Source organism: Natrialba chahannaoensis JCM 10990 (genome assembly GCF_000337135.1).
GTDB classification, from domain to species: domain Archaea; phylum Halobacteriota; class Halobacteria; order Halobacteriales; family Natrialbaceae; genus Natrialba; species Natrialba chahannaoensis.
The window spans coordinates 1-25,779 of the sequence record NZ_AOIN01000096.1; the positions used below are offsets into that span (position 1 = coordinate 1).

Consider the following 25,779-nt stretch of genomic DNA (forward strand, 5'->3'; position numbering starts at 1 on the left):
GGACGGGCCGGCGCTCACGGCGAACTCGTTCCTGACGTTCGCCAAGAAGAATTACGGCCTCGACCCACCCGACTAACCCACTCGTTTCCGCTGGACTCTCCTCGCTCGGGAGCGCCAGCGCTGTCCTGAGCGCGGTTTCTCCAGTGGTTTCCTGAGAGCTATCCGATAGGTTTCTCAGAAGTGCGTTCTCAACGGCTCTCGGAGAGTTCTTTCAGCCTGTTTAGTCGTGAAACCTGTGCATCATAGAGGTATCTTCGCAACATCAGGTTTGTAGTCGGAGTATCGCCGATTACTGCTACTCGCGGTTCGACACCGGCCCAGCGTTATCCCTCGAGTACCTCGTACGCCACGTCCGCATCCCGAAACGCGTCCGTAACGCGTCCGACGGCATCCGTTGTCGCGATGGCAGTTACCTCGAGTCCGTGTTCAGCAGCGTCGGCCGAGACTTCGCCGACGGCGAACGTCACTGCGGGTTCGACATCTGCCTGCCGACAGGCGACGGTCGCTTCGACACCCGTCGCCACGACGAGGTCGGCGTCGTCGCAGGCGTCACGAACTGTCTCGTCGGCCATCGCGCGACTGCCGCCGGTTCGAACCGTCGGCACCTGAAGAACAGTCACGGAGCCGGGTTCGAGTTCCATCACGCCCTCGAAACTCGTGACACCGACGTCGGTGCCGGCCTCGGCGTCGGTGGTGGCGATACCGGTTGCGGGACCCTCTCCGCCTGGGGTCGCGTGAAGGAGGCCGTCCTCGAGTGTCAGTGAGACGGTGTTGCCCTCTTCGATATCATCGGCAGCGATGTAGGCGTCTTCGCTCATTGCACCGAGAACGTCACCGGTGACGTGGTCTGCGAAGCGACGCACGTCGTCTGCGGCGCGAAAGAGCCAGTCGACGCCCTCGCGGGTGACGCGGTAGCGCGACCGGCCTTCCTTTTCGACGAGGCCGTCATCGACGAGATCACGGATGTACTCGCTGACGGCCTGGCTCGTCACGCCGACTTCCTCGGCGATCTCCCCCTGGCTGACGGCGGGCTGGCGCTCGGCGATCTGTACGAGGATCCGAAATCGCGTCGCGGCCCGTTTGTTGTCGAGGACGTCGACCATACGCCCTCTTTGTTCCGAGGAGAGCAAAAAGGTACGCGGTCGACGTGCGTGGATAGGCATGACTGCTCTTCTTTTGCACGTTCATCTCATCAGTATCTCATCTGTATCTCGTCCCGGCATCTCGTCTCTGAACACCAAACACCAACCGCCAAGCATCAGCTGCCAAGCACCAAGTGAGTCGAATCCCTATCCATCACTGTCTAGCAACCTCGAACACCTGATTTTCCCTAGTGTTGGGACGGACTCGAGTCCAATCGCTCACAGCGACGACTGAACAAACTCATTAGGGTTCGAGAGAGTCACACGAGTATGACCGACCGCTACGACGTGGTGATCGCCGGTGCCGGGCCGGCGGGTGCCCAATGTGCCCGTGACCTCGCGACGCGCGGATACGACGTCGTCGTCCTCGAAACCGAGTCCGAGGACGAGTTCCCGCGACAGAGTAACAAATCGACCGCCGGAACGTTCCCCTCGATGATGGCTTCGTTCGGCATTCCCGACGACGTCGTCATGCAGTACACCGACAGCGTCGTCCTCGAGTCGCCGACCGACCACTACGTGAAAGAACAGCCCGGCGCAGTACTCGAGTTCGCTGACTTCAAGCGCTATCTCGTTGAGGACGGCCAGAAGGCGGGTGCGGAGTACTATTTCGAGTCGCGCGCGACCGCGCCGATTATGGAGGACGGTGAGATCGTCGGCATGACCTACAACGGCGATCAGGAGGTCTACGGCGACGTGATGATCGATGCGACAGGGCCGGCAGCGCCGATCGCGAAGAAACTCGGTGTGAGCGACTTGGAGCGCAAGAACCACGCTATTGGCATCGAGTACGAGTTCGAGGGAATCGACATCGATCGCCCTGGGTTTGCAGATCTCCACGACGCGATGATGCTGCGCCTGGATCACGAAATCGCGCCAGGGGGCTACTCGTGGATCTTCCACACTGGCGAAGATACAGCCAAGATCGGTCTCTGTTACATCCAGAACAACGGCCATGACCGATACGCACGCGATGGGTTCGCGATCGACGACTACCTCGACCACTGGCTCGACACCGACCCGCGGTTCCAGAACGCGACGCGGATCGAGGGCAAGCAACACCGCGGCTCGGCCCACATCCAGATGCCTGGGAAAATGCACACCGATCGATTCATGGCCATCGGTGACACGGTTCCGACGGTCGACCCGCTCTGGGGGGAGGGAATCAACAAGTGCATGCAGTCCGGCCGGATGGCAGCAGCAGCAGTTGATAGCTGTCTCAAACACGGAAACATCGAGCCGTCCGCAGAGAACCTCGAGGTTTACGACACGCTCTGGCACCGTGAGGTCGCGCCGAACATGCAAAAGCGCCTCTGGATGACGAAGCTGCTCTACCTCGCAGAGAACGAGCGCTACGATGAGTTCATGCAGAATCTGCGCCAACTCGACGACGATACGCTGGCAAAGGCAAATCGCGGGAACGTCCGCGCGATTGCAAACCTGTTCAGTCCGGGCGACATTCCGTTGCTCGCACGCTTTGCGAAACAGGAGTTTGGCTTCGGAGCCGGGTTCTAAGCGGAGCGGGCGTTTCTTGCATCGGCGCGCTCAAACGTGCTCCGGTAACCAGCCACCGTCGACTTCGATATTCTCGCCGCTGATATACCCCGAACTGGGATCGAGGAAGAACAACAGCGGCTGCGCCAGATCGTCGAAGCTCGCTGGGCGGCCACGTGGCAATTCCACGGGGAACTCGTCCGAGTTCTCGACGACGTACGGAGAAATCGCGTTGACAGTCACGTCGTCTTCCTGCGTATCCGCAGCCAGCATCCGGGTAAACATCAACACGCCCGCCTTTGCGACGAAGTACGGGAAATTCACCGGGCTCACTAGCCCCTTTTCGCTCGAGGCGTAGCCGATATTGACGATACGGCCGTACTCCTCGTCTCGGTCCCCTTCACGCATCCCCGCTAGCGCCCGCTTCGAACAGAGATAGGTGCCGTTGAGATTGGTCTCTAGGACGCGATTCCACGTCTCGAACTCGAGTTCGTCCCAGTGGCTGGGCGCGAAGTCGCCGACGTTGTTCACCAGCACGTCAACGCCCCCGAGTTCGGATTCAACGGCGTTGAAGAGTCCGTCGACACTTTCGGGATCGGTGACATCAGCCTGGACCGTCATCGCTTCTGTGTCGCCGCCACCGCGGGAGCGGGCTTCCTCGGCAACCTCACGGGCCGCGTCAGCGCTCGTATGGTAGTGAACCGCGGTGTCTGCGCCGTACTCTGCCGTCGCCAGCAGGAGTTCCCGGCCGACGCCGCGTGCGCTTCCCGTCACGAGAACGGTCCGGTTCTCGAGTGCGTGCTCGTCCATACCTCTCCCTCGTCGAGAGTGGATAAAAAAGCCGCCTGGGACGCCGAACCACGACGTGTCGTCGCCACGGGAACGGCTACCGAAGTTAAGTATCCCCCCGCACATACATGGGGTATGACACTGGAAACTGTCTTGCTCGCCGTTGGACCTGGCGATGCTGACCGCAGCACCAAACTGGCAGAAACCGTCGTCGAGGTCGCCAAACCGGCCGACGCGACCGTCGTCCTCGGACACGTCTTTACCGATTCCGAGTACGACGAGGTCCTCTCCCAACTCGAGTTCGACACCGAACTCGAGGGTGTCGACCCAGACGAGGTTGCGACGCGCCACTCGACGATTCGAGAGCTTCGGGACGTGCTCGACGAGCATGAGATCGAGTACGAGACTCGCGGTGCGGTCGGCGACCACGGGCCGACGATCGTCGAGTTGGCGACTGAGGAGGATGCAGACCGTGTCGTGGTCGGTGGCCGGCGTCGTTCGCCGACAGGGAAGGCGGTGTTCGGATCGACGGCTCAGGAGGTGTTGCTGTCGGCACCGTGTCCGGTGACGTTCGTCCGGAACGACGAGGACGACGAGGCGTGAGCAGGTGTTGACCCGTATGCTGGCGGGAACGCGTCCGTTGAACGTCTGAACACGTGAGGATACACCCGCCAGCGCTGTTCGACTCCAGTTCGGCGGTCTACGGTCGACTGGGAGCCGAGCGCTACCGATTCGAGCGGTTGCTATTCCGCCACTGCATCATCCACCGCAAACGAATCGTACTCGAGTTCTCCCGCTCGGTCGTACCGGAGCAACTGGATGTCCGTATTCGACGTTTCGGTGCTCGTCTGCGCGTCCCGCACCCACTTGTCCGCTCATTTCCCTAGTCCTATCCGCTCGTCCGTTTACCCGTTCCACAGGCGGGATTTACCATTATCTTGCAGACGCCAGAGCGGACCTTGCCCTTCGTTCATCGGACACTTACCGCTCTTCGTCGGCCAGGTACTTCCACTCCCGTTCTTGCCGGCGTTCGGCAACGTGTCGCTCACCGTCCGCGAGCTCGTCCCGGACCCGGCGTTCGAGCGCAACCGTTTCCGCGAGGAGCGTCGCCTGAAAATCCTCGAGAACGTCGTAGGACCACCGGTCGTCGTCGACGACGCCGTGCGGGAGTAGATCGCGCCTGATGGCCGCTGCGAGATCGTCGTGTCCAGCCGTACGGAGGTGTGTTTCGGCCTCGTCTATGTGATCTATGCCGTGGCCCGTCGCGTGATGGAACTCGAGAAGATAACCCTGCGCACGCTGAATCCATTCGAGTCCAAGTTCGACTTCGTGGAGGGCAGCGAGTTCCTGTTCGGAGAGGGGAGGTCCGGGTGCCTGGGGCTCGTCGGTTTCTCGGTTGTGGGTGTGGGTGTGGGTGTCCTCGGTCTCGGTCTTGACCTCGTCTTTGCCCCCGGTTTCGCTTTTGGAGTTGGTTGCGTCGGTGTCTCTGCTCCCGTCCTCGCTTGTGCCATCGATCTTGGCCGGCGGATCGGTGGTTGGAGAGTCGTCAGTCGCCATGCAGAATCTATGCTATACAATGGCAAGCATGTGTCGCCGTTCGCTCGCCGACGTTCGAGACGACCTATCGAAGGAACTACTCATCGTCGAGTACAATATGTGTAGTTAAGTAACGTGACAGCGGTCATTCGAACAGGATGGTCTACTATGCGGGCGTCGATCTCGGCGCGACGAACGTCCGGGCGGCGATCGCCACGGACGACGGGACGACGATCGGCGTCAGTCGAAACGCCACACCACGCGGACCGACGGGAATCGACGTGACAGAAGGGGTCCTCCGGACGCTGCGCGAAGCCTGCGGCGACGCCGGCGTTACGCCGGAAAACGTCGTGGCCGCCGGCATCGGTTCGATCGGTCCGTTCGACCTCGCGGAAGGTGCTGTTATCGACCCAGCGAACCTGCCGGACTCGATCGACCGCATTCCACTCACTGGGCCGATCGAAAAGCTTCTCCAAACAGACGAGGTGCACCTCCACAATGACACCACTGCAGGAGTTATTGGCGAGCGCTTTCACGCCGACCGAAACCCTGACGACATGGTTTACATCACCATCTCCTCGGGCGTCGGCGCTGGCGTCTGCTGTGACGGTGAAATCCTCGACGGCTGGGACGGCAACGCCGGGGAGGTCGGTCACTGTATCGTCGACCCGCGCGGCCGACTAACCTGTGGCTGTGGCCACGACGGCCACTGGGAAGCCTACTGCTCGGGCAACGGTATCCCTGACTTTGCGCAACTGCTGGCCGACGACGACCCGACGATTGCGACTGACCTCCCACTCGAGAGCCCAGACTTCACCGCGAAGGATGTCTTCGAGTTCGCCGGCGAGGACGAACTCGCTGACTACGTCATTGACCAACTTGCCCACTGGAACGCCATCGGCGTGACGAACGTCATCCAGTCGTTCGCGCCGATCGTCGTCTCCTTCGGCGGTGCCGTTGCGCTGCACAACGAGGAACTCGTCGTCGACCCAATCCGCGAACGCGTCTCCAAGATGTTGCTCAACAACGTGCCCGAGATTCGCGTCACCGACCACGGCGACGACGTAGTTCTTGAGGGCGCGGTCGCGAGCGCATTGACGAAAGGGACCGGTGACCGGCGATATCTCGACGCCTGAGCCGGTTTGGCGAATGATTACTTTCTTGACCCGTGCGTCGCAATACCACGTATGCGCCGACGAGCCTTCCTCCGCTCCGGTCTGACCACCGGGGCCGGTCTCAGTGCCGCCCTGTCCGCGTCTTCGGTGTCCGCAACTGACGAGTGTGCTCCCTCGCACGCGACCGTCGCTACCGGTTCACAGTCGAATATCACGACCACCAACCCCGACTCGTTTTCCGACGAGCCGGTCGAATTGAGGCTACAGGACGCTTTCCCTGATTCCTACGAGCCACTCGGTCGCACGTCGATCGGCGGCGCGGCCGAAGCGGTCGTCGGCGACGACGGGGAGACTGCCTATCTCGCAACGGCGACGGGATTCACAACTGTCGACGTCTCCGACCCGACCGATCCGGAGGTACTCGCGCGCGAAGACAGTCTGACCGTCGATGACGAGCCACTGACCGAGGTCCTTGACGTTAAAGTGAGCGGTGACCGCCTGGTCGTCCCAGGCCCGGCGAACCACACTACCGCCTCCATTTTCCATGGCTTCATCTGCTACGACGTGAGCGACCCCGCCGACCCCGTCGCCGTCACCGAACCGTACGAAACCGACTACCACATTCACAACTGTTTCCTCGAGGACAATCTGCTGTACATCGTCGCGAACAGCGAGGAGCCCACCGAAAACCCGCTCGTCATCTACGATATTAGCGACGACACCGTCGAAGAGGTCGGTCGCTGGTCGCTACTCGAGTACGAGCCTGGCTGGGAGGAAGTCCACTGGCTCCTGCGATACCTCCACGATGTCTACGTGCACGACGAAATCGCGTATCTCGCCTACTGGAACGCGGGAACCTACCTGATCGACGTGAGCGATCCCACCGAACCGGGGTACATCTCCCACGTCGCCGAGACGGAGCTCGAGGAGCAACAGGACATTCCGTTCTCTGGCGTGACGGACGCCCAGCAGGGGCTGCCGGGCAACGACCACTACTCGGCCGTCGACGACACTGGCACCCTGCTCGGGGTCGGCCGCGAGGCCTGGGCGACTGGCGGCGACGACCCAGACGGCCCGGGCGGGATCGACCTCTACGACGTGAGCGATCCAAGCGAGCCGACCTACCAGGCGACGATCGAGGCACCACCTGCAGAGAACGAGGGATACAACGACGGTATGTGGACGACCGCCCACAACTTCGAACTGCGAAACGACCGGCTCTACTCCTCGTGGTACCGCGGTGGCGTACTGGTCCACGACGTCTCTGACCCGACCTCTCCCACCGCACTCGCAGGCTGGCGAGATGCCGACGAGCTCGGCTTCTGGACGGCGCGGGTACTCGAGTCCGGTGAGACGTTCGTCGCGAGCAGCACGGAGATAATTCAGAGCGCTGATACCGAGGGTGCACTGCTGGTGTTCCCGGCGCAGGTGGACGACAGTGAGTCGGGTGGCAAAGATGGGGGCGGTGACGATGACGACGGCACCGGCGGAAGTGACATGGCAGATTCCATCCCAGGATTCACGGCTGCCGGCGTTGCCGGGGCGGCCGGCGTTGCTGGCAGCGCGCTCGGATTCGAGATGGTTCGTCGACAGCGGTCTGATTCCGCAGTTGAGTCGTCACAGGAGTGACTCAGTTTGCGAGGTGATTTGCGGCTGGCTCTTCCGTGGATGTCCGCAAAACCCTCGTGATCGTTCCTGACGTTCGGTTTTGCGGTCCAAACCTATTCACCGTTCGAGTTCGTAGGCCGGGTAATGAGTAACGCCGACGCCGACACCGACGCTGACGCCGAAACGACGCTCCGAGAGCGCGTCGAGGCCTGGCTCACTCGCGAAATGCCAATCATCCAGATGCACGGCGGGACGAGTGCCGTTCGCGAGGCCGACCCCGAAACCGGTGAGGTTATCATCGAACTTGGCGGTGGCTGTAAAGGATGTTCGGTCAGCGACGTAACCACGGGGAATATCAAGGCAGAACTGATCCAGTGGCCCGAAATCGACGAGGTGACGGTTCGAGTCCCCGACGCACGCGAGAGTCTCGGCGGTCCGGAGCAGGCCGAGTCCATCATGGGAATCGACCGAACGGAGGGCGGTCGCGGTGACTGGGGCTCGTCGAACCCCGGGGAAGACCACCTTTGAGGTGGTTTGGCGAACACGTTTGTCAGTTACAGCGGCGTGTCTCACGTTGACAGGGTCGGTCAGTTTTGAGTATTCCTATATCCTTTTACGCTCGAGTTACGGAGTTAGTCACCATGACGACGTGTGGATGCCCGACCACGGGAGGTGACGGTGATGGGTAACGAACCAATCGGCGGTTCGGACAGCGACCGCGACGCTGCAGCCGACTCTGCAGTCGAAGCGACAGCCGAGACAGCAGTCGAAACCAACGCCGACACTGAAACCGATACCGATACCGATACCGATACCGAAACCGAAGCTGAAACCGAAACCGACGGCGGCGTTCGACCCTACACCGTCCGCCTCGAACTCGTCGACGAACCCGGCGAGTTGCTCCGTGCACTCTCCCCAATCTCGGACAACGGCGGCAACCTCTTGAGTATTCACCACGAACGCGGCAACATCACACCACGCGGGCACATCCCCGTCGAGGTCGATCTCGAGTGCCCGCCAGACCGCTTCGACGACATCGTCGAAGGACTGCGCGACGCCGGCGTCAACGTCATCCAGGCCGGTGCCGAGCGCTACGGCGAAGAAATCTCTATCGTCTTCGTCGGCCACCTCGTCGAGAACGACCTCTCGGAAACCCTTTCACGAATCGAGGCCGAAGCCGAGGCTGCCGTCATCGACCTCTCGCTCGCCGCCCCTGACGGCACCGACGCTACTTCCAGTGCCCGCCTTCGACTCGCTGTCGACTCCGGACGAACCGACGCCGCACTCGAGTCCATTCGATCTATCGGGGCGGACAAGGACCTCACTATCGTCGAGCCGTTGCTCGGAGGTGAGGCCTGATGGCAGCCAGCCAGCGACTCGCGATTCTCGGTGCGGGTGACGTCGGCCGCTCCGTTGCAGACCTTGCAAGTGAGTATGGCCACGAGGTCGTCGCGATCGCCGATTCGACGACAGCGACCGTCGACCCTGACGGAATCGACGTGGCAGACGCTCTCGACCGTAAACTCGGTGGTGAAGAGATCGGTGATGCCGATCCGACAGCCGTCTTCGAAACCGACTACGACGTGCTCGTCGAGGCGACGCCGACGACGCTCGGCGACGCCGACCCCGGCTTCACGCACGCGAAACGTGCACTTGAGACCGACCACCACGTCGTCCTCGCAAACAAGGGTCCCGTCGCCGAGCGCTACGGAGAACTCCGTGAACTCGAGGCCGACAGCGCAGGCTCGGTCCGCTTTGAGGCAACCGTCGGCGGTGCGATTCCCGTCCTTTCGACCATCGAAGACTCAACGTCGCAGGCCGTCACCGCCGTCCGCGGCGTTCTCAACGGTACCGCGAACTTCATCCTTACCCGGATGGCCGCCGAAGGACTTGACTACGAACACGTCCTCGCAGAGGCACAGGACCTCGGTGTGGCAGAGGCCGACCCGACGTTCGACGTCGACGGCACCGACGCCGCCCTGAAGTTCGTCATCCTCGCGAACGTGCTCGCCGACGGCGGCTTCTCACTCGAGGATGCAACCGTCGAGGGCATCCAGAACGTCCCCGGCAGCGCGCTCGACCTTGCCGCAGAGGACGGGCGCACGATCCGCCTCATCGGTGAGGCCACCCGCGACGGCGTCCGCGTCGGCCCGCGTCTCGTCCCCGAGAACGGCGCGCTCGCCGTCACCGGCACGCGAAACATCGTTCAGATCAAGACCCGAAACGCAGGCTCGTTGCACTCGAGTGGCCGCGGTGCTGGTGGCCCAGAAACGGCGACGGCGGTACTTTCTGACGTCGGGCGACTGCCGCCGCTATAGCAATCTGTGAAGGTTTCCATGGCTTGCAAGTTGCTTTCGAGTTGCTTGCAAGTTGCTTGCGAGTGATGGCCAGTTGATGGTCAAACCGTGTGTACGAGACACAAACCGCAAGCAGGCGCGGGGTTCGACAGAATAGACTTTCGAAATGGTTTTAACCGCAACGAGACAAAGAGACCGATATAAGCGCCTCTGCGCGTGAGCTACAACAATGAGCGAACGACACCAGAACCTGGCCGTAATTGGTCACGTTGACCACGGGAAAAGTACGCTCGTGGGCCGACTCCTCTACGAGACGGGGAGCGTTCCCGAGCACGTCATCGAACAGCACCGCGAAGAAGCAGAAGAGAAGGGCAAGGGCGGCTTCGAGTTCGCCTACGTGATGGACAACCTCGCCGAGGAGCGAGAGCGTGGTGTCACCATCGACATCGCCCACCAGGAGTTCACCACCGACGAGTACGACTTCACTATCGTCGACTGTCCTGGCCACCGCGACTTCGTCAAGAACATGATCACGGGCGCATCCCAGGCGGACAACGCCGTCCTCGTCGTCGCTGCTGACGACGGTGTCGCGCCCCAGACCCAGGAGCACGTCTTCCTGGCTCGTACCCTCGGTATTGACGAACTCATCATCGGCGTCAACAAGATGGACGTCGTCGACTACAAAGAGTCGACCTACGATGATGTCGTTGAGGAAGTCACACAGCTCCTCAAGCAGGTCCAGTTCAACACGGACGACGCTTCGTTCATCCCAATCTCGGCGTTCGAAGGCGACAACATCGCAGACGCCTCCGACAACACGTCGTGGTACAGCGAGGAGACCCTCCTCGAGGCACTCAACGACCTGCCAGAGCCACAGCCACCAACGGACGCCCCACTCCGACTCCCAATTCAGGACGTCTACACGATTTCCGGAATCGGTACCGTCCCAGTCGGACGTATCGAGACCGGTGTCATGAACATCGGCGACGACGTCTCCTTCCAGCCAAGCGACGTTGGCGGCGAGGTCAAGACGATCGAGATGCACCACGAAGAGGTGCCAAAGGCAGAACCCGGCGACAACGTCGGATTCAACGTCCGCGGCATCGGTAAGGACGACATCCGCCGCGGTGACGTCTGTGGCCCAGCCGACGAGCCACCAAGCGTCGCCGAGACGTTCCAGGCACAGGTCGTCGTCATGCAGCACCCATCCGTGATCACGGCTGGCTACACGCCGGTCTTCCACGCACACACCTCGCAGGTCGCCTGTACGATCGAGTCCATCGACAAGAAGATGGACCCATCCAGCGGCGAGGTCGCCGAGGAGAACCCAGACTTCATCCAGTCGGGTGACGCTGCTGTGGTCACCATCCGCCCACAGAAGCCCCTCAGCATCGAGCCATCCAGCGAGATCCCAGAACTCGGGAGCTTCGCCATCCGTGACATGGGTCAGACCATCGCGGCCGGCAAGGTCCTCGACGTCAACGAGAAATAAATGCAGCAGGCACGCGTTCGACTCGCGGGCACGAGTCCAGACGACTTAGACGACATCTGCGACGACGTCCGCGAGATTGCGAACAACACCGGCGTCAACCTCAGCGGTCCGATTCCGCTGCCGACCAAGACCCTCGAGGTGCCGACCCGGAAGTCGCCTGACGGCGAGGGCACCGCGACGTGGGAGCACTGGGAGATGCGCGTCCACAAGCGCCTGATCGATCTGGACGCCGACGAACGCGCACTCCGACAGCTCATGCGCATCCAGGTGCCAAACGACGTTTCGATCGAGATCGTCCTCGAAGACTAAGCCGGCGTCTCACTGACGTCTGCTAGTTGGAAAGCCGATCATTGATCAACTGTGACGAGATGGGATGTCCCCATCGTCGTCGCGCTGCGTTTTCACCCATCTATTTACGACCAGCACGCAGCTTTTGCAGAGCCGCTGCACTCGTCTCGGGTCATTACGTTACAGCCACTGGCCACCAAGGCTCAGCAACCGAAGTCGAACCAGCCACAGCTACTCCCAGGACAGCCAGACCAGGCGTGCAGACTTTTATCGCGTCCTACCGAAGGAACTGTATGGCCAACCGATCGCAGCCACGCCCTGGCGCACGCTCGCGTTCACGATCGGCCTCCCGCTCACCCGACACTGGTGCAAGCGCCTCTGGACCCTCCGCCAGCAACGACACGTCTAGCCCCATCTTCGAACTGCTCACCATTTTCGGACTTGTCTTTTTCATTCAGGCCATCACGGATCTCGTCGGCCTGATGACTGGCCTGTTTGTGCTCACTCTCCCACTCGTCGAGAACCCCTGGACTATCGTAACCAGTGTCTACGCCCATGGCGGCCTCTGGCACCTCCTCTCGAACAGCCTTGCACTGATCGTCTTCGGGTGGCCAGTCGCCCGCGCAACGTCGCGTGCGCGCTTTCACACGTTCGTCCTCGTCACCGGCTCGATCGCCGGCATCTCACAGGTCCTTCTCAGCGGCTTCGCGGCCGCTGCCCCGTTTATCAGCGGCGAGCCCGTCGGCGTGCTCGGCGCGAGCGGTGCTATCTTCGCACTTCTTGGTTACCTCATCACTGGCAACCGACTCTCCGCTGGCTTCGCGTCGATCATCGACGTGCCACAGTGGGTGACGATCGTCGTCTTCGTCGGTCTCGCGATCGTCGTCACCCTCACGACCGCCGCACCCGGCGTCGCTCTAATCGCTCACTTCACCGGCTTCCTGCTCGGCTTGCTCGCCGGGCGCGCTCGCGTGTTGCAGGTTCGAGGGAACTCGAGTACGCGTCGGTCTGTGGGTTGATCGAAACGGGGTGGAGATGTCTGCTGGGAGCCGTGACAGCCACGGTGTGGCAGTGACTATACGGGGACAGGCCCCTCTCAAAACACAAGCTACAAATACAGACCCGAGTTAGAAATGTGCGAGGGCTCGTAGATCAGTGGTAGATCGCTTCCTTCGCAAGGAAGAGGCCTCGGGTTCAAATCCCGACGAGTCCATCGGAGCGAGTTTTACGAGCGAGAGTGTTCGAGACGGAATTTGGAGTCCTACCAGTCGCGCGCAGCGAAAGCGAGCACGTCTGGTTTCGGGTTCAAATCCCGACGAGTCCACTTCTCTCCGCTCGTATCACTCGCATTGCGTAGCGCCCTCGTCAAACATCGCAAACCCTCCGGTTTGCTCACTCCCGGCGAGCGCATTGCGATTCTGTAACGTTTCGAATTGTTCCGATAGTCGCCGGGATAGCGACTGGCGAGAAATTATGCAGTAGCAATTTTTTCGTACAAACAACCCCTCAGAACGGAATGATTGCCAGCACGGGATTCACCCCTACGCAGTCACGCGATTTCAGCGAAGGAAGACAAGTATCGTCGGCGTGACGGTCGTACTGTGGCCGTCGGTCGACCACTCAACCTGCGAACACTGTGGTGCCCACATCACGATCGGTTCGGCACCTGGGAGTCGACTCCCCGATGTCGAGAACTGGACGTCTCTCGTTCAGCCAGCCCACCAGACGAGGGCGCTCGCCGAGCGGTCGACAACCGAGAGGTTCGAACTGACAGTGGCCACTGAATAGGACTGCTCAAATCTGGTGATCAGTTGGGATCTGGGTCAATTCCCCAGGTGATGTGATCCCACGCTCGCTCGTAAAAGTAATAGGTGAATGTCTTTGTGACGTTTGTAACGATCCCAATACTGACTGCCTCTGTCCCGTTCCCAGTGATGGCCCATGCGACGGTAATGGTAATCAAGACCATAAACAGCCGATAACAGAGTGTCTTCACGATCGCACGGGCTTGTCCCTGGTGAGGAGACCAGGTGAAGTACCGCCTCATGATAATCGATACTAGTTATCATTCTGTGGTTGAGTAACCAGTTTCGATAACCTCACTCCTTCGGCAACTGGGTCAAACGCACTTGATATTATATTCCCCACAGATGATCCCCGTGTTGGTTGGAGAAACCTGTTTTATGGATACGAGCATACTCGGCCATAATATCGGTCGGATGCGCTTCTTGTGATGTGCAGCGGGTATGCTGAATTATCGAGTGGGCCAAGAATCACTAACCGCTAGCTGTTATCGAAGGTAATAATTAAAACACAGTGTTGTGTTTGTGACGGTGTATGTCAATACCTCGTGATGGTGACGGTGACGGTGAAGAACGCGTGCGTGAGAGTGGAACGACTCGACGGCGAGTGCTTCAGACGGCCGTCGCGACCGGTGCGATAGCGGGTGCGACGATCCCAGCTGCTGCTACTGATTTCGATTCGGTCGACGCTGAACCAACGTTCAAGGACGGGCGTGCACAGCCGGTCTTCGGCGACGACGACGTGATCCGTGAAAACTACTGGGTCGAAACGTCGCTCGACACCGACGGAACCGGTGAGCCGGACCGCGTGCACGTCGAGATCGCGCGGCCAGCCTCGACAGTGAATAGTGATCTACAGTTGCCGGTCGTCATCGAACCAAGTCCGTACTACGGTGAAAGCCAGCCAGCCTGGGGATACTCTCCGAACGAGGAACTGTACGAGCCCGACAAACCGGGACGTGACCTCGATGGCGGTCCCGAGGACCGCTCACGAGCAGTGTACGACGATTACTCTCACCTTGCCGAATTCACCGGCAGTGATGGTCCCCAGATCGGTCCGTCAGCCTTCGAAGACGAACTGCTCCAGTGTGGCTTCATCTGGGCCTATGCAGCCTCGATCGGCACGGAGAAATCAACTGGCTGCCCCGACGTCGGCGGTGACACCGAAATCGAGGGGATCAGGACCGTCGTCGACTGGCTCAACGGCCGGGCGGACGCTTACGATGCACGAGAAGGCGGACAGACGGTTGAGGCGGACTGGACGACCGGCAGCGCCGGGATGATGGGAATCTCGTACAACGGCACGCTCGCAAACGGCGTCGCCGCGACCGGTGTCGACGGTCTTGAGGCAATCGTCCCCATCGTCGCGATTTCAAACTGGTACGACTACTACCGTGCGAACGGCCACGTCGCGTCCAGACTGGACATGGGTGGCCTGTTCGACTTCATCATGAGCCGCGAAGGTGGCGAACGTTGTGAATCTGCCAGAGAACTCGTCGAGAACGGGCAAGATCGGACGACCGGCAACTACAACGACTGGTGGCACGAGCGCAACTATCTCCCGGACGTCGAGAACGTCGACTGCGGCGTACTCATCTGCCACGGGCTCTACGATTTCAACGTCGAAACCTCGAACGCCTCGAAACTGGTCGAACAACTCAGAAAACACGACAAGCCCTACCGGATGTGGCTTCACCAGGGCGGCCACTCCGATCCGCTTCACCGCGGTGTCGACGACGAGGCCTGGGTTGATCTCCTCAACCGCTGGTACTCCTACTGGCTGTTTGACGTCGAAAACGACGTGATGGACGAACCGCCGATCACGGTCGAACGAGAGGCTGGCTCGCTCGCCGCTGAAGCCGACTGGCCACACACCGATACCGAGCACGTCGACCTCTCGTTCGCACCCGGCGGCCAGACGCAGGGCGGACTGACACTCGAGTCCCCCACTGGGCCGCCGGTAACGGAGTCGCTGGTCGACGACCCCAACATCTTCATCGAGACGCACGCAAACGCCGACGAGTCCGACAATCGCCTCGTCTACACGACCGAACCGCTGTCTGAAGACGTGCGACTCAGTGGGACTGTGATCCCGGACCTGACGCTGTCGTTCGACGAACCGGCCGCGAACGTGACCGCGTTGCTGGTCGAGTACGACGCGGATGGCGAGGCAGAGATCGTCAATCGGGGCTGGATGAACCCACAGAATCGGAAGTCAATGAGCGAGACGTTCGCGTTGCACCCACCAGGGCGGCCGTATCACGTCGAATTCAACCTGCAGGCGGCCGATAGAGTCTTCGATGCGGGCTCCCGGCTCGGAATCGTGTTGCTGTCGACCGATCCCGGACACGGAATGCTCCAGCCGCCGGAGACGCGCGTCGAAATCTCGGTTGATCTCTCGAAGAGTACGGTCCGTCTTCCGATCGTTGGTGGCGAGGACGCGATGTCGGCGGCGCTCTCGGAGTGACCGGCCCGCTGTTTCGATCATCTCGATGACTCGTCACGTGGATCGTCACATGCATTTTCCACGCGGGATGTGGTGTCTGGGTGTCTGGGTGATCGACGGACAGATTCTGATCGTGGTCGTGGTCGCGACGCTGACTGTGATTGGAAACTTGAGAACCCGACGACCTGTCTCTTATACACATNATGTGTATAAGAGACAGCGGTTGCGGAGTCGCCGTTCAAACACTTGGCTGGCTCTTGCTCGATGTCTCCCGGAAGTGCGTTCCTGCCTGCTAGGGCAGTTCTCGTCATCGGTTTCGTGGCGCTCGTTACGGCTGCAACGACGGTGAACACGCTGCTTACCGGCGATGGCTTCCTCGGTTAAGCGGTTTCCAGTAAAGAATCACCACAGTTCATCTGAGGAATTATCGTTCGGAGAACCCAGTGCAGCGGTTGCTCCTTTCTGTTTCGACCGGTCTTGAGAGACAGGCATCTCTTGGCGAGACGGTGCATCGAACCCAGTATCGGTTGTGGCGGCCAGAATTCAGTCGCGCCGGTCACCAGTGCGGCGAAGCACGATCGCGAGAGTGGCACCCACGACGGGGAAGGCCGCAAGTGCGGCGAACGTTTGCCAGACCGTGACGATTGAAAGAAGGAAACCGGCGATCGCCGCGCCGGCAGCACCGACGCCGAAGACACCGAGATACGTGTAGCCGTAGGAGAGACCACGCTCTCCGGGCGGGCTATACTCCGCGATAGTGGCCTGGTACATCGGCTGCAGGGAGAACAACAGGAAGCCGAGCACCGACCCAATGATGAGTAGTGGAACGAGGCCGGCCTCTGCGACGGGGACGAACAGCACGGCGACGCCGGCGAGCGAGCCGAAGATCACCGCAAGGCCGGTCTCTGTCCGGATCCGGTCGGTAAGCTTCCCGCCGACGTACTGGCCGGCCATGCCGACCATCAGGAGCCCGGCGTAGAGGTAGGAGGCAGGGTCAAACTCCTCGGCCATTGGGCTACCGGGATCGAACAACTGTAGCTGCTCGGCGACATCAGGCATGAAGTTACTCAGCACGTCCGGCAAGAAGGTCAGCGTTCCGCGGTAGAACAGCCCGTTCATCATGACGACGACCATTGCGATCGTAAAGCCGAGGGTGAACAGCGCGCGGCTGTCCGAGAGGAATCGCGAGAGCGACATCTGCCCGTCGGCCTGTTCGCCGGTTGATCCGCCGGTATCGCCGTCGGCGTCGGTGCTTTCGTCTGCCGGCTCTCGACCACCATCAGGCTGCGTCTCGACCGCAGCCTTCTCGTCGAAACTCGCCGTCACCGCGTAGAGAATCGCGAGGCCGGCCGGGACGACGAGAATTGCAGTGACGAGACGCCAGTCGAAGAACAACAGCAGAATCGCCGTCAGCAACGGTCCGAAGGCGATGCCGAAGTTGCCGGCTATCCCGTGGTAGGCGAAGCCGGTACCACGTTGCTCGACGCCGGTCGAGATCAGCGAGAGCCCCGCCGGGTGGTAGATACTCGCCGCGATTCCCCAGACACAGAGCGCTAGCGTGATCGACACGATACCCTGTGCGGCGCTCAACAGGAGGAACGAACCGCCCATCCCGGCCAGACAGACCAACACGAGTTCGCGTGAACCGAACCGATCGACCAGAATGCCGGCCGGCAGCGCACCGACGCCGAACAGGCCGTAGCCGACCGCGACCGCAGTGCCGAGAATCGCCGTGCTCACGCTGAACTCCGTGAGCCAGATCACCATTAGAATCGGAATCGAGAGCTCGTACGTGTGAACGACCGCGTGCGAGATCATCACAAATCCCGTGATCGAGCGGTCGTTGTCGCTCATCCGATCCGTCTGCGCAGTACTCATCTCTAGACACATCACTGTCTGCCCGTGGTATAACGGTTAGCAAGCCAGAGAAACTGACCGACCGAGTAGCGGGACCGCTACCGTCTTACTCCGCCATCCAGACGCTCGCCTGCGGTTCGTGTGGGTCCGTCGGAATCTCGACCAGCGTCGGCCCCTCACTCTCGATCGCTTCGGCAACCGTCTCGCGAATCTCGTCTGGCGTGCCAGCACGCATCGTCTCGAGTCCCATCCCAGACGCGATGGCATCGAAGTCAAGCGGGACATCCTGCCAGCCGTACTCGCTCGCCTCCATTCGGTAGCTGCGTTCGGCCTCCTCGCTGATGATCGCGTAATCGCTGTTGTTGAGCACGATCACAGTTACGTCTATGTCCTCGTCAGCCAGCGTGTGCAGCTCGTGGACGCACATCATCAGTCCGCCGTCGCCGGTGAGTGCAACAACGTCCTGGTCCGGATTCGCCGCCTTCGCGCCGATGGCAGAGGGCACGCCCGACCCCATCGTCGCCCACGATCCCGGATTGACATAATCGCGGGGCTCGTACGCCTCGAACATCACGAGCGACCAGAGGCGGAAGCCACCCGCGTCGGCCGCGACGACTGCCTCTCGGGGCACCGCATCTCGAATCGCCGACAGCGCACTAGGGGACGGCAGTGGCGATTCGTCGACCGCGACCAGTTCCGCGAGCCGATCCTCAACGGCCTGGCGCGTTTCTCGCGCACGTTCGTATCCATTCGATGAAGCGAGCGAACGGGTTTCGAGAGCGGACTCGAGTGCACTCATCGTTCGGCCGGCGTCTGCGACGATGCCGACCGCGGGGTCGTAGCCGACGCCGATGTCGTCGGCGTCGAGAGTGACGTGGACCAGGTCGTCTGGGACGTCGATTTCCCAGTGTTTCATCGTGACGGCATCGAGGTCGGTGCCGATACCGAGGGCCGCGTCTGCGGCGGCGATCTGGTCTTTGACGGCGCTGCCGGTGCCGCCACAGAGCACGCCCGCAAAGAGGTCGTGGTCGTCGGGGAGAACGGCCTTGCCCTTGTAGGTCGGGAAGACCGGAGCGTCGAGTGTTTCGGCGAGGGACGCGAGTTCCTCGCTCGCGTCGGACGCGCGGACGCCGCCCCCGGCGATGATAATTGGGTGTTCTGACTCGGCGAGGAGGTCAGCGGCTTCGGCGATTCGTTCGTCGGCGGGGGAGCCCACAGTTCGGGTTTCGGTTTTGCCGGGTTCGGCGAGGGGGACGTCCATCGGAAGGAAGTTCTTGGGGATGCCGACGCGGACTGGTCCCATCGGCGCGGTAAGTGCGATGTCGATCGCACGCTGGAGTTCGGCGATCGTGCTCTCGGGGGTTTCGACCGTGACGTTCTCTTTGACGACGTTGTCGTAGGTGTCTGGTGGCGTTTCGTGGATGCCGTCGCCGCCGCGGATCTCGGGTTCGGTCTCAACTGCCATGTGGACGAGTGGTGTGCAGTCGTTGAGCGCGTTCTTCAGGCCGTTCATAGCGTTCATGTCGCCGGGACCGGGGATGACGACGGTTGCGGCCAGGCCGCCGCTGGTTTCGGCGTATCCCCACGCCTGATGGGAGACAGCGGTTTCGTGGCGAGCCATGACGAAGTCGATGTCCGTGCGCTCGCTGATTGCTTCGTTCAGCGGCAGGGTCTGTTTACCGGGGATACCGAACAGGGTGTCAACCCCGTTTGCAACCAGTCGATCGATGACCGCCTCATTAATTCGCATACTGATGGGTGTGACTCACGGGAGCGTAAAGGTTCACCACTTGATCATAGGCCAGCACGTGAATTGTTAGCTTATATTGGTTGCTGGTTGACACGCATACAGATCCCCCATGCTAGTAGATAACTCATAGCAAAGTATTATATTCCTATAGGATAAGATAGTAGTATGGAAGACATCTTCGTCGGCCGCATCATGTCCACGTCACTCCACACGGTACAACGGGACACGTTGGTCGAACCTGCCGGACAGATCATGCGTGAGAACGATATCGGCTCCGTCATCGTCGTTGACTCGGACAACCATCTCGCGGGCATCCTGACGACGACTGACTTCGTTGATATCGTCGCCCAGAGTCAACCAAAGGCCGAAACGACCGTCGAACGCTACATGACCGACGACGTCGTCACCGTCTCGGCGCAAGACAGTGTCCGCGACGCAGCAGCCACCATGCTCGAACACGGCTGTCACCACCTCCCAGTCGTCGACGAGGACGAGGGCGTTATTGGCATCGTGACGACGACTGACCTCGCATCCTACCTGTCCCACAGTCGGACGCCACACAGTAGCCCGTCTATCGAAACGGCCACGTGTCGCTAGACACAGTCGCCGACCAGCAACCATCCGTCCTACTCGAGTACCATCCTCGCTCAACCACACAGTCACGGTGGAATCTCGGCTGCACTCGTCTCCAGGCGAGTTCGCTGTTCGTCTCTCTCAATTCAGCTAAACACCAGTGACGTCCTCGACCCGGCCAACCGACTCACAGTCGACAGTTCACTCGTTTTCGGTCCACGTCACTGGCCGAATGAACAGTATCCGCCACCAGCCGGCACTCGAGTACTGTCCAAACCAGTTGTGTACTGTTCGACTACCGTCCGCAAAATTCGTCGTTCAGATCAACAGAGTGCTTGTTACAGGACAACAATTAACTACCCCTGTGCCGATGAACAGTGTATGCTAGAAGAACCCACTGGCAATCAGGACGAAATCCCCACCACGATCCCACACTGGTACGACCCAGACGGGAGTCCGTTGACACTCGAATCGGGTGACGGCGCGACGGTCGTCGACGACGAGGGCGAGAAATACCTCGATTTCGCCTCGCAGCTGTACTGTGTCAACGCCGGCCACGGGAATCAGCAGATCATCGACGCGATGACCGAGCAGTTAGCACAGATCCAGTACGTCTCTTCCTCGAAGCACTCTCCAGTGCGGTCCGAACTCGGCGAACGACTGGTCGAGATCGCGCCCGGTGACTTCTCGAACGTCATGTTTTCGGTCACCGGAAGCGAAGCGAACGAACTCGCCGTCCAGATCGCGCGCAATCACACCGGTGGCTCGAAGATTCTGACCCGATGGCGGTCGTACCACGGCTCGACCTACGGTGCCGGCAGCCTCTCCGGCGACCCCGAAACGCGCGCCCTCGTCGAGAGTCACGCCGCGACGACTGGTTCGGCGAAGTTTCTCCCGCCGATGTCTCACCCGTCGCCGTTCAACGCCGACAGTCCCGAAGAACTCGCCGAACTGGCGGCCGACCATCTCGACTTCGTCATTCGCAACGAGGACCCAGATTCCATCGCCGCGATCATGATGGAGCCAGTTGCGGGCTCGAGTGGCGGCTACCCAGCCCCGCCGGGCTACTTCGCTCGCGTCCGTGAACTCTGTGACAAGTACGACATCCTGCTGATCGCAGACGAGGTCATCACCGGCTTCGGCCGCTGTGGCGAGTGGTTCGGAATCGAAACCGAGGACGTCGAACCGGACATGATCACGTTCGCAAAGGGTGTTACGAGCTCCTACGCACCGCTGGCTGGCGTGCTCGTTCGTCCTGAGCTCATTTCGGGCGTCCAGGAGGATGGCTTCGACCTCGGCCAAACGTTCGGCGGCCACCCGGTCGGCTGTGCGGCCGCCCTTGCCGCAATTGATGTCTACGAAGACAGCCAGATCGACAACGTCCGCGAGAACGCCTCGCTCTTCGAGGACGGCCTAGCGGAACTCGAGTCCCAGTACGACGTAGTCGCGGACACGAGAGGTCGTGGCTACCTCTGGGGTGTGGCCTTCGAAGATCCGGAGACGGGCGAGCCGTTCTACGACCCGCGCGTGGACAGTGACGACGAGGAAAACCCGGTCTGGGACGTCATTTCGACCCTCGAAGACCGTGGTGTTCTCGTCGGCATCGGCCGACCAGCCACCCAGATCCTGCTCTCGCCGCCGCTGTGTACGACAGCTGAGGAGATCGAGACGGTTCTCGACGCGCTGGACGCGGCGGTCGCGGACGTGTTCTGAGGTCGCAGCCACAAGCAACAATCAGCGAACAGCCGTCTTTATCTCACACGCGACGAACGAACAACCAGAGTCATCCAATGATCGAGGCGACGCTCTGTTTCGTCCTCCGAGAGTCCGAGCCCGCCGGTACCGCTGAGACCACCGAACCCGATAAGTATGGTGAGATCGCTGAAACCGCTACAACTGACACACCCGCCGAACCCAGCGAAACCGACAACACCAGCTACCCACAACCAGCCACAACCGATTCCAGCGGAGACGTCCTCCTCATCGAAAAGCGTCGCGGTCTCGGCGAAGGCTGGTACAACGGTCCCGGCGGCAAACTCGAACCCGGCGAGACGCCACGGGAATGTGCCGTCCGCGAAACCCGCGAGGAAGTCGGCCTCGAGACCGATCCCGACGCACTCGAGTACGCCGGCGAGCTCACCTTCTTGCTCGACGAGGAGGTCCACACCGTCTGTCACGTCTTCCGGACGACCGAGTTCGCCGGTGAACCGCGCCCCTCGGACGAGGCGCGTCCGGAGTGGGTACCGGTTGAAGAGGTGCCCTACGACCAGATGTGGGAGGACGACCGACTCTGGCTGCCGGGCGTCCTCGAAGGCGACACCGTCGCCGGCGAGTTCCACTTCGCGGGCGGGCCGCCCCTCGATGAGGCGGCGTTCGTGGACCACGAACTCGAGTGGGGTGTTTCGTTCGAGTCACGATAGAACGGCCAGAGTCGTATTGCTGTGTCAGAACAGAATCAGGTCGGGCACCATCTCCGAAACGGAGTGGTTGTGGTGTGCTGGCAGGAACTGGCGCAATAGCAGGAACGTTGCAGGTGTCGCCGTACTGTAAATCCGGGATTGGGTAGGAAGGGATGAGATGGGATGGTCGGGAGAGTACCAGCCTGCAGTCACTCACCGTGACACTCTAGCGCCCGAATCGGACACTCGTCGGTGGAACTGTAGTAGGAGACACCACCGCCGTGAAGTTCAGCAAGGAGACTCAGGCAGTCTGACCGATCTGCCGTTGCGAGTGTCACCCAGTCCTCGGTATCAGCGTCTCGGGTCATCACGCGTAGTGGATCGTCTGGCCAGACACAGTCGACGGAGACTGCCTCGAATCCGTCCTCAGCCGCTGGCAGTTCGTACGTCTCAGTGAAGATGACATCGTCTGTTTCGGCCTGTTCGATTCTGAGCTCGGCGACGATTGGCATGTCTCGGATATTCGCGAGGGGGAGTCGCTGTAGCGTCGCATACTCGTTCTCGTCACTACGTCCGAGTGTGTCCATGCAGCCAGCGAGCGCTCCTACGCTACAGACAGCGAGAGAACTGAGCAGCCGCCGTCGGTGCATAATATTACCATTCCTGATCGAAAATATATAGCCTTTGTCTTCGGGGACACCATCGGTGATGGTCCCCACTCCGTGCTATGCTAGGTCGAGACAGCGTATTGCTGTGGATGTTCCATCTGCAAAAGGAGGCCTCCATCCGAAGAAGTAATGCATCTGACTTGTGGAAAGTTTTAATAGTAATTATATTGGGTCATTACTATGCCAAATTCGAATGGCAAATCCACAGGTGGAAAAGACAGTCAAGAATTCGGAGAGGATCAGTCACAAAAGAGCAGTGAAGAAACGGAAACGCAGTCCGGACGAATCCACCGGCGTACGGCGCTCAAGGGGCTTGCAGGTGGTGCAATCGTACCGATTGTCGGCCAGCAGTTACCGACCGTGCGAGCCGACGAAACGGGCGTTTCATCCGACTTCGATCCGGAATTCACCGTGTCTCGGGAGAGGCGAGTGGAGAGTTTCGATGGGACTGGCGACCCCAATAACCCCACCAGCGGATTTTATCTCGCGTCGAATCAGGGGTTGACCGTTTCCCGCATCGAGTCCAATCAGATCGGTGATCAGGTCCTCCATCAGTTCGTTCTGGGAGCGTCTGCAAGCAGTGAACTCGATAGCGAACCTGACGGAAACTGGGAGCAGACAGAGAACCTCAGCGGTATTTACCTCGAAATAGAAAACGACCAGAGCAGTCACACATCCTCGATCCTGGCTCCTGATCAGGGTGATGAACGGATGGTTGGCGCGACACAGGATGATGGCGACCCAAGCATTGACTGGCGAAGCGGTATCCAGGAGTCGATTGAGGTCGCCGTCACGGAACTGAATCTCGTTGCGAACGTTGCCATCAGTTCGTACAACATCTACGATGCCTTCCGGTACGACGGAGAAGAGTTCGGGGACGGGCAACACGCAGATTACTGGTGGAAGTACAGAACATGGACGGGCGGGGCAGACCCGCGAGATGAATTGGGTGCCGCATGTCGCTTCTACGTTGAAGCGAACGAGCCAAGTGATGGATACGACATCACCGTTCGAACGGATGTTGAGTGGGATCACCCGAAAGTCGAGGTCATCAGCGAAGAGGACAACACGTATATTGGGTACGACATTTCGGCATCCGGTGACGTCACGGCAGAGAGCATGGTCTCGGTAGACGACATCACCGATCCATACGTCAGGCGAAAAGCCGAGGAAGCGGGTGTCTCCGAGGTTACTAAAGTCGCCTACAACGACACTATCGAGCCTATCGAAGCGAATCGCGAGCGAAACAGAGAAGTCGACACCGAGTAACTGGCACACTGCGTACCGGCACACGGTTACGCAACTCTTGGGCACCTCGGTTTTTTCTCACTCTTCGTACTGGCTCCCTGGCTGTCTCAATGATCTCTCCGGTCATCCCAACGACGGCGACATCCCCGACGCGTCGATCGATGTCGACGACGGAACAGAAAGTAGCGGTGCAGCGGCCGAGACCGGCGAACAAACGGAGCCAACAGCGGGCGGGCAGTTCAGAGTATAAATCACCCGATCGCTGGCAGTTCAGGGCCGTAGAACGACTTTCCCCGAACTCTTCCGGTCCTCGATATAGTGGTGTGCATCGGCCGCGTCCTCGAGTGCGAACTCCTCGCCGAGGACGACCTCGAGGTCGCCGCTGGTCAGTCCCTGTGTGAGTTCGGGGACGGCTTTCATGATCTTGCTCGGGTCGTGGTAGGAGGCCTGGCCGAGGTGGAAGCCGGAGACAGACTTGTTCTCGAAGAGGAGCCGGCGGTTCTCGGCTTCGGCTGGGACGCCGCTCGCGACCCCGTAGGTGACCATGCGGCCGAAGTGGGCCATTGCGTCGAGGCTGCGCTCGAAGACGTCGTCGCCGACGCTTTCGAGGACCAAATCGACACCCTCGCCGTCGGTTTCCTCGTCGATGACCTCTCGGAAGTCTGTCTCCGTATAGTTGATCGGATGATCACAGCCGAGATCGGCTGCGAGATCAAGTTTCTCCTGCGTGCTCGCGGTACCGAAGACCTCCGCGCCCGCGTTCGAGGCTAACTGGACGGCGGCGGTGCCGACGCCACCGGCGGCAGCCTGGATGAGTACGGTTTCGCCTTTCTCGAGTCCGCCCCACTCGAACAGACAGCTGTGAGCGGTGAGAAACTGGACGGGGAAGCCGGCGGCCTCCGCGAAGCTCATTCCCGCTGGAATCGGAAAGAGCATCTGGGCGTTCGCGGTGGCGTACTCGGCGTAGCCGCCGGTGTTGAGCATCGCAACGACGCGGTCACCCTCGTCTAGATCGACGCCCTCACCGGTGGCATCGATCGTGCCCGCGGCCTCCATACCTGGAACGTAGGTCGGCTCTGGGCCGCTCGGGTAGACGCCGCGGCGCTGCATAATGTCCGCGAAGTTGATCCCGGTGGCCTCGACCTCGATCCGGACCTCGCCCGCGTCCGGTTCGGGGAGATCGGCGTCGGTAACCTCGAGTTGCGAGCTGTCTCCGTACGCTGTTACCTCGATAGCCTGCATACGCTTCCATTTGTAACACACTCGCATAAAAGT

General features: G+C 60.7%; 23 protein-coding genes, 1 tRNA gene and 1 pseudogene. 17 read left to right on the plus strand and 8 right to left on the minus strand.

Annotated elements, in window-relative coordinates; translation table 11 throughout:
• Positions 1-323: 323 nt before the first annotated feature.
• Positions 324-1,103 (minus strand): DUF7839 domain-containing protein, encoded by a 780-nt coding sequence (locus tag C482_RS17660; protein WP_006169156.1) that lies wholly within the window; start codon positions 1,101-1,103, stop codon positions 324-326.
• A 309-nt stretch (positions 1,104-1,412) separates the two neighbouring features.
• Here C482_RS17660 and C482_RS17665 point away from each other — a divergent pair, with 309 nt between their 5' ends.
• A complete protein-coding gene (locus tag C482_RS17665) occupies positions 1,413-2,657 on the plus strand; it encodes a digeranylgeranylglycerophospholipid reductase (protein WP_006169157.1) in 1,245 nt (414 codons plus the stop codon).
• Between the two features lie 30 nt (positions 2,658-2,687).
• Here C482_RS17665 and C482_RS17670 read toward each other — a convergent pair whose 3' ends face one another.
• Positions 2,688-3,446: an SDR family NAD(P)-dependent oxidoreductase gene (locus C482_RS17670; protein ID WP_006169158.1), complete on the minus strand. Its 759-nt coding sequence runs from the start codon at positions 3,444-3,446 to the stop codon at positions 2,688-2,690.
• Between the two features lie 114 nt (positions 3,447-3,560).
• Between C482_RS17670 and C482_RS17675 the strand changes: the two genes are divergently transcribed.
• Positions 3,561-4,028 (plus strand): universal stress protein, encoded by a 468-nt coding sequence (locus tag C482_RS17675; protein WP_006169159.1) that lies wholly within the window; start codon positions 3,561-3,563, stop codon positions 4,026-4,028.
• 378 nt (positions 4,029-4,406) lie between these two features.
• Here the strand turns inward: C482_RS17675 and C482_RS17680 are convergent.
• Positions 4,407-4,796 (minus strand): annotated as a pseudogene (locus tag C482_RS17680) (hypothetical protein); the annotation flags it as partial.
• 323 nt (positions 4,797-5,119) lie between these two features.
• On the opposite strand from C482_RS17680, the gene C482_RS17685 reads away from it, so the two are divergent.
• The 9 genes from C482_RS17685 to C482_RS17725 all read left to right on the plus strand — a co-directional run bounded on the left by C482_RS17685 (position 5,120) and on the right by C482_RS17725 (position 12,974).
• Positions 5,120-6,097 (plus strand): ROK family protein, encoded by a 978-nt coding sequence (locus C482_RS17685; RefSeq protein ID WP_006169161.1) that lies wholly within the window; start codon positions 5,120-5,122, stop codon positions 6,095-6,097.
• Between the two features lie 51 nt (positions 6,098-6,148).
• On the plus strand, positions 6,149-7,705 hold the full coding sequence (locus tag C482_RS17690; RefSeq protein ID WP_006169162.1) for an LVIVD repeat-containing protein: 1,557 nt from the start codon (positions 6,149-6,151) through the stop codon (positions 7,703-7,705).
• Positions 7,706-7,828: 123 nt separating this feature from the next.
• Complete coding sequence (locus C482_RS17695; RefSeq protein WP_006169163.1) at positions 7,829-8,212, plus strand: NifU family protein; 384 nt, start codon at positions 7,829-7,831, stop codon at positions 8,210-8,212.
• Between the two features lie 153 nt (positions 8,213-8,365).
• Positions 8,366-9,043 (plus strand): hypothetical protein, encoded by a 678-nt coding sequence (locus tag C482_RS17700; protein ID WP_006169164.1) that lies wholly within the window; start codon positions 8,366-8,368, stop codon positions 9,041-9,043.
• Positions 9,043-10,002: a homoserine dehydrogenase gene (locus C482_RS17705; RefSeq protein ID WP_006169165.1), complete on the plus strand. Its 960-nt coding sequence runs from the start codon at positions 9,043-9,045 to the stop codon at positions 10,000-10,002. The genes C482_RS17700 and C482_RS17705 overlap by 1 nt, the downstream gene beginning before the upstream one ends.
• Before the next feature lie 208 nt (positions 10,003-10,210).
• Positions 10,211-11,473, plus strand: coding sequence for a translation elongation factor EF-1 subunit alpha (gene tuf / locus C482_RS17710; RefSeq protein ID WP_006169166.1), 1,263 nt, complete (start codon positions 10,211-10,213; stop codon positions 11,471-11,473).
• Complete coding sequence (gene rpsJ / locus C482_RS17715; RefSeq protein ID WP_004215311.1) at positions 11,474-11,782, plus strand: 30S ribosomal protein S10; 309 nt, start codon at positions 11,474-11,476, stop codon at positions 11,780-11,782.
• A gap of 272 nt (positions 11,783-12,054) precedes the next feature.
• On the plus strand, positions 12,055-12,780 hold the full coding sequence (locus C482_RS17720; protein WP_006169167.1) for a rhomboid family intramembrane serine protease: 726 nt from the start codon (positions 12,055-12,057) through the stop codon (positions 12,778-12,780).
• A gap of 122 nt (positions 12,781-12,902) precedes the next feature.
• A tRNA-Ala gene (locus C482_RS17725) sits at positions 12,903-12,974 on the plus strand.
• Between the two features lie 594 nt (positions 12,975-13,568).
• Here the strand turns inward: C482_RS17725 and C482_RS17735 are convergent.
• A complete protein-coding gene (locus C482_RS17735; protein WP_006169169.1) occupies positions 13,569-13,808 on the minus strand; it encodes a DUF2061 domain-containing protein in 240 nt (79 codons plus the stop codon).
• 290 nt (positions 13,809-14,098) lie between these two features.
• Here C482_RS17735 and C482_RS17740 point away from each other — a divergent pair, with 290 nt between their 5' ends.
• A complete protein-coding gene (locus C482_RS17740) occupies positions 14,099-16,030 on the plus strand; it encodes a CocE/NonD family hydrolase (protein WP_006169170.1) in 1,932 nt (643 codons plus the stop codon).
• A gap of 522 nt (positions 16,031-16,552) precedes the next feature.
• On the opposite strand, the gene C482_RS17745 is transcribed toward C482_RS17740, so the two are convergent.
• Positions 16,553-17,887: an MFS transporter gene (locus C482_RS17745; protein ID WP_006169171.1), complete on the minus strand. Its 1,335-nt coding sequence runs from the start codon at positions 17,885-17,887 to the stop codon at positions 16,553-16,555.
• A gap of 85 nt (positions 17,888-17,972) precedes the next feature.
• Complete coding sequence (locus C482_RS17750) at positions 17,973-19,616, minus strand: thiamine pyrophosphate-binding protein (RefSeq protein WP_006169172.1); 1,644 nt, start codon at positions 19,614-19,616, stop codon at positions 17,973-17,975.
• A gap of 165 nt (positions 19,617-19,781) precedes the next feature.
• Here C482_RS17750 and C482_RS17755 point away from each other — a divergent pair, with 165 nt between their 5' ends.
• The 3 genes from C482_RS17755 to C482_RS17765 all read left to right on the plus strand — a co-directional run bounded on the left by C482_RS17755 (position 19,782) and on the right by C482_RS17765 (position 22,609).
• Complete coding sequence (locus tag C482_RS17755) at positions 19,782-20,213, plus strand: CBS domain-containing protein (RefSeq protein ID WP_006169173.1); 432 nt, start codon at positions 19,782-19,784, stop codon at positions 20,211-20,213.
• Positions 20,214-20,570: 357 nt separating this feature from the next.
• The gene (locus C482_RS17760; RefSeq protein ID WP_006169174.1) at positions 20,571-21,902 is read left to right on the plus strand and encodes an aminotransferase family protein; all 1,332 of its coding nucleotides are present in this window, start codon (positions 20,571-20,573) and stop codon (positions 21,900-21,902) included.
• 77 nt (positions 21,903-21,979) lie between these two features.
• Complete coding sequence (locus tag C482_RS17765; RefSeq protein WP_006169175.1) at positions 21,980-22,609, plus strand: 8-oxo-dGTP diphosphatase; 630 nt, start codon at positions 21,980-21,982, stop codon at positions 22,607-22,609.
• A gap of 188 nt (positions 22,610-22,797) precedes the next feature.
• Here C482_RS17765 and C482_RS17770 read toward each other — a convergent pair whose 3' ends face one another.
• The gene (locus tag C482_RS17770; RefSeq protein WP_006169176.1) at positions 22,798-23,175 is read right to left on the minus strand and encodes a hypothetical protein; all 378 of its coding nucleotides are present in this window, start codon (positions 23,173-23,175) and stop codon (positions 22,798-22,800) included.
• Between the two features lie 261 nt (positions 23,176-23,436).
• Between C482_RS17770 and C482_RS17775 the strand changes: the two genes are divergently transcribed.
• Both C482_RS17775 and C482_RS17780 read left to right on the plus strand, forming a co-directional pair.
• Complete coding sequence (locus tag C482_RS17775) at positions 23,437-24,525, plus strand: hypothetical protein (protein WP_006169177.1); 1,089 nt, start codon at positions 23,437-23,439, stop codon at positions 24,523-24,525.
• Between the two features lie 37 nt (positions 24,526-24,562).
• Entirely contained in the window at positions 24,563-24,754 is a 192-nt protein-coding gene (locus tag C482_RS17780; protein WP_006169178.1) for a hypothetical protein, read from the plus strand.
• Positions 24,755-24,774: 20 nt separating this feature from the next.
• Here the strand turns inward: C482_RS17780 and C482_RS17785 are convergent, their stop codons facing one another.
• On the minus strand, positions 24,775-25,746 hold the full coding sequence (locus C482_RS17785) for a quinone oxidoreductase family protein (RefSeq protein ID WP_006169179.1): 972 nt from the start codon (positions 25,744-25,746) through the stop codon (positions 24,775-24,777).
• Positions 25,747-25,779: the final 33 nt, after the last annotated feature.

What these genes read in the sequence shown, in the direction of transcription:
- C482_RS17755 (WP_006169173.1), top strand. Translation starts at nt 19,782, where the DNA reads ATGGAAGACATCTTCGTCGGCCGCATCATGTCCACGTCACTCCACACG.
- C482_RS17690 (WP_006169162.1), top strand. Translation starts at nt 6,149, where the DNA reads ATGCGCCGACGAGCCTTCCTCCGCTCCGGTCTGACCACCGGGGCCGGT.
- C482_RS17695 (WP_006169163.1), top strand. Translation starts at nt 7,829, where the DNA reads ATGAGTAACGCCGACGCCGACACCGACGCTGACGCCGAAACGACGCTC.
- C482_RS17770 (WP_006169176.1), bottom strand. Translation starts at nt 23,175, where the DNA reads ATGGACACACTCGGACGTAGTGACGAGAACGAGTATGCGACGCTACAG.
- C482_RS17700 (WP_006169164.1), top strand. Translation starts at nt 8,366, where the DNA reads ATGGGTAACGAACCAATCGGCGGTTCGGACAGCGACCGCGACGCTGCA.
- tuf (WP_006169166.1), top strand. Translation starts at nt 10,211, where the DNA reads ATGAGCGAACGACACCAGAACCTGGCCGTAATTGGTCACGTTGACCAC.
- C482_RS17760 (WP_006169174.1), top strand. Translation starts at nt 20,571, where the DNA reads ATGCTAGAAGAACCCACTGGCAATCAGGACGAAATCCCCACCACGATC.
- C482_RS17745 (WP_006169171.1), bottom strand. Translation starts at nt 17,887, where the DNA reads ATGAGTACTGCGCAGACGGATCGGATGAGCGACAACGACCGCTCGATC.
- C482_RS17735 (WP_006169169.1), bottom strand. Translation starts at nt 13,808, where the DNA reads ATGAGGCGGTACTTCACCTGGTCTCCTCACCAGGGACAAGCCCGTGCG.
- C482_RS17685 (WP_006169161.1), top strand. Translation starts at nt 5,120, where the DNA reads ATGGTCTACTATGCGGGCGTCGATCTCGGCGCGACGAACGTCCGGGCG.
- C482_RS17785 (WP_006169179.1), bottom strand. Translation starts at nt 25,746, where the DNA reads ATGCAGGCTATCGAGGTAACAGCGTACGGAGACAGCTCGCAACTCGAG.
- C482_RS17660 (WP_006169156.1), bottom strand. Translation starts at nt 1,103, where the DNA reads ATGGTCGACGTCCTCGACAACAAACGGGCCGCGACGCGATTTCGGATC.
- C482_RS17765 (WP_006169175.1), top strand. Translation starts at nt 21,980, where the DNA reads ATGATCGAGGCGACGCTCTGTTTCGTCCTCCGAGAGTCCGAGCCCGCC.
- C482_RS17720 (WP_006169167.1), top strand. Translation starts at nt 12,055, where the DNA reads ATGGCCAACCGATCGCAGCCACGCCCTGGCGCACGCTCGCGTTCACGA.
- C482_RS17675 (WP_006169159.1), top strand. Translation starts at nt 3,561, where the DNA reads ATGACACTGGAAACTGTCTTGCTCGCCGTTGGACCTGGCGATGCTGAC.
- rpsJ (WP_004215311.1), top strand. Translation starts at nt 11,474, where the DNA reads ATGCAGCAGGCACGCGTTCGACTCGCGGGCACGAGTCCAGACGACTTA.
- C482_RS17665 (WP_006169157.1), top strand. Translation starts at nt 1,413, where the DNA reads ATGACCGACCGCTACGACGTGGTGATCGCCGGTGCCGGGCCGGCGGGT.
- C482_RS17740 (WP_006169170.1), top strand. Translation starts at nt 14,099, where the DNA reads ATGTCAATACCTCGTGATGGTGACGGTGACGGTGAAGAACGCGTGCGT.
- C482_RS17775 (WP_006169177.1), top strand. Translation starts at nt 23,437, where the DNA reads ATGCCAAATTCGAATGGCAAATCCACAGGTGGAAAAGACAGTCAAGAA.
- C482_RS17670 (WP_006169158.1), bottom strand. Translation starts at nt 3,446, where the DNA reads ATGGACGAGCACGCACTCGAGAACCGGACCGTTCTCGTGACGGGAAGC.
- C482_RS17750 (WP_006169172.1), bottom strand. Translation starts at nt 19,616, where the DNA reads ATGCGAATTAATGAGGCGGTCATCGATCGACTGGTTGCAAACGGGGTT.
- C482_RS17705 (WP_006169165.1), top strand. Translation starts at nt 9,043, where the DNA reads ATGGCAGCCAGCCAGCGACTCGCGATTCTCGGTGCGGGTGACGTCGGC.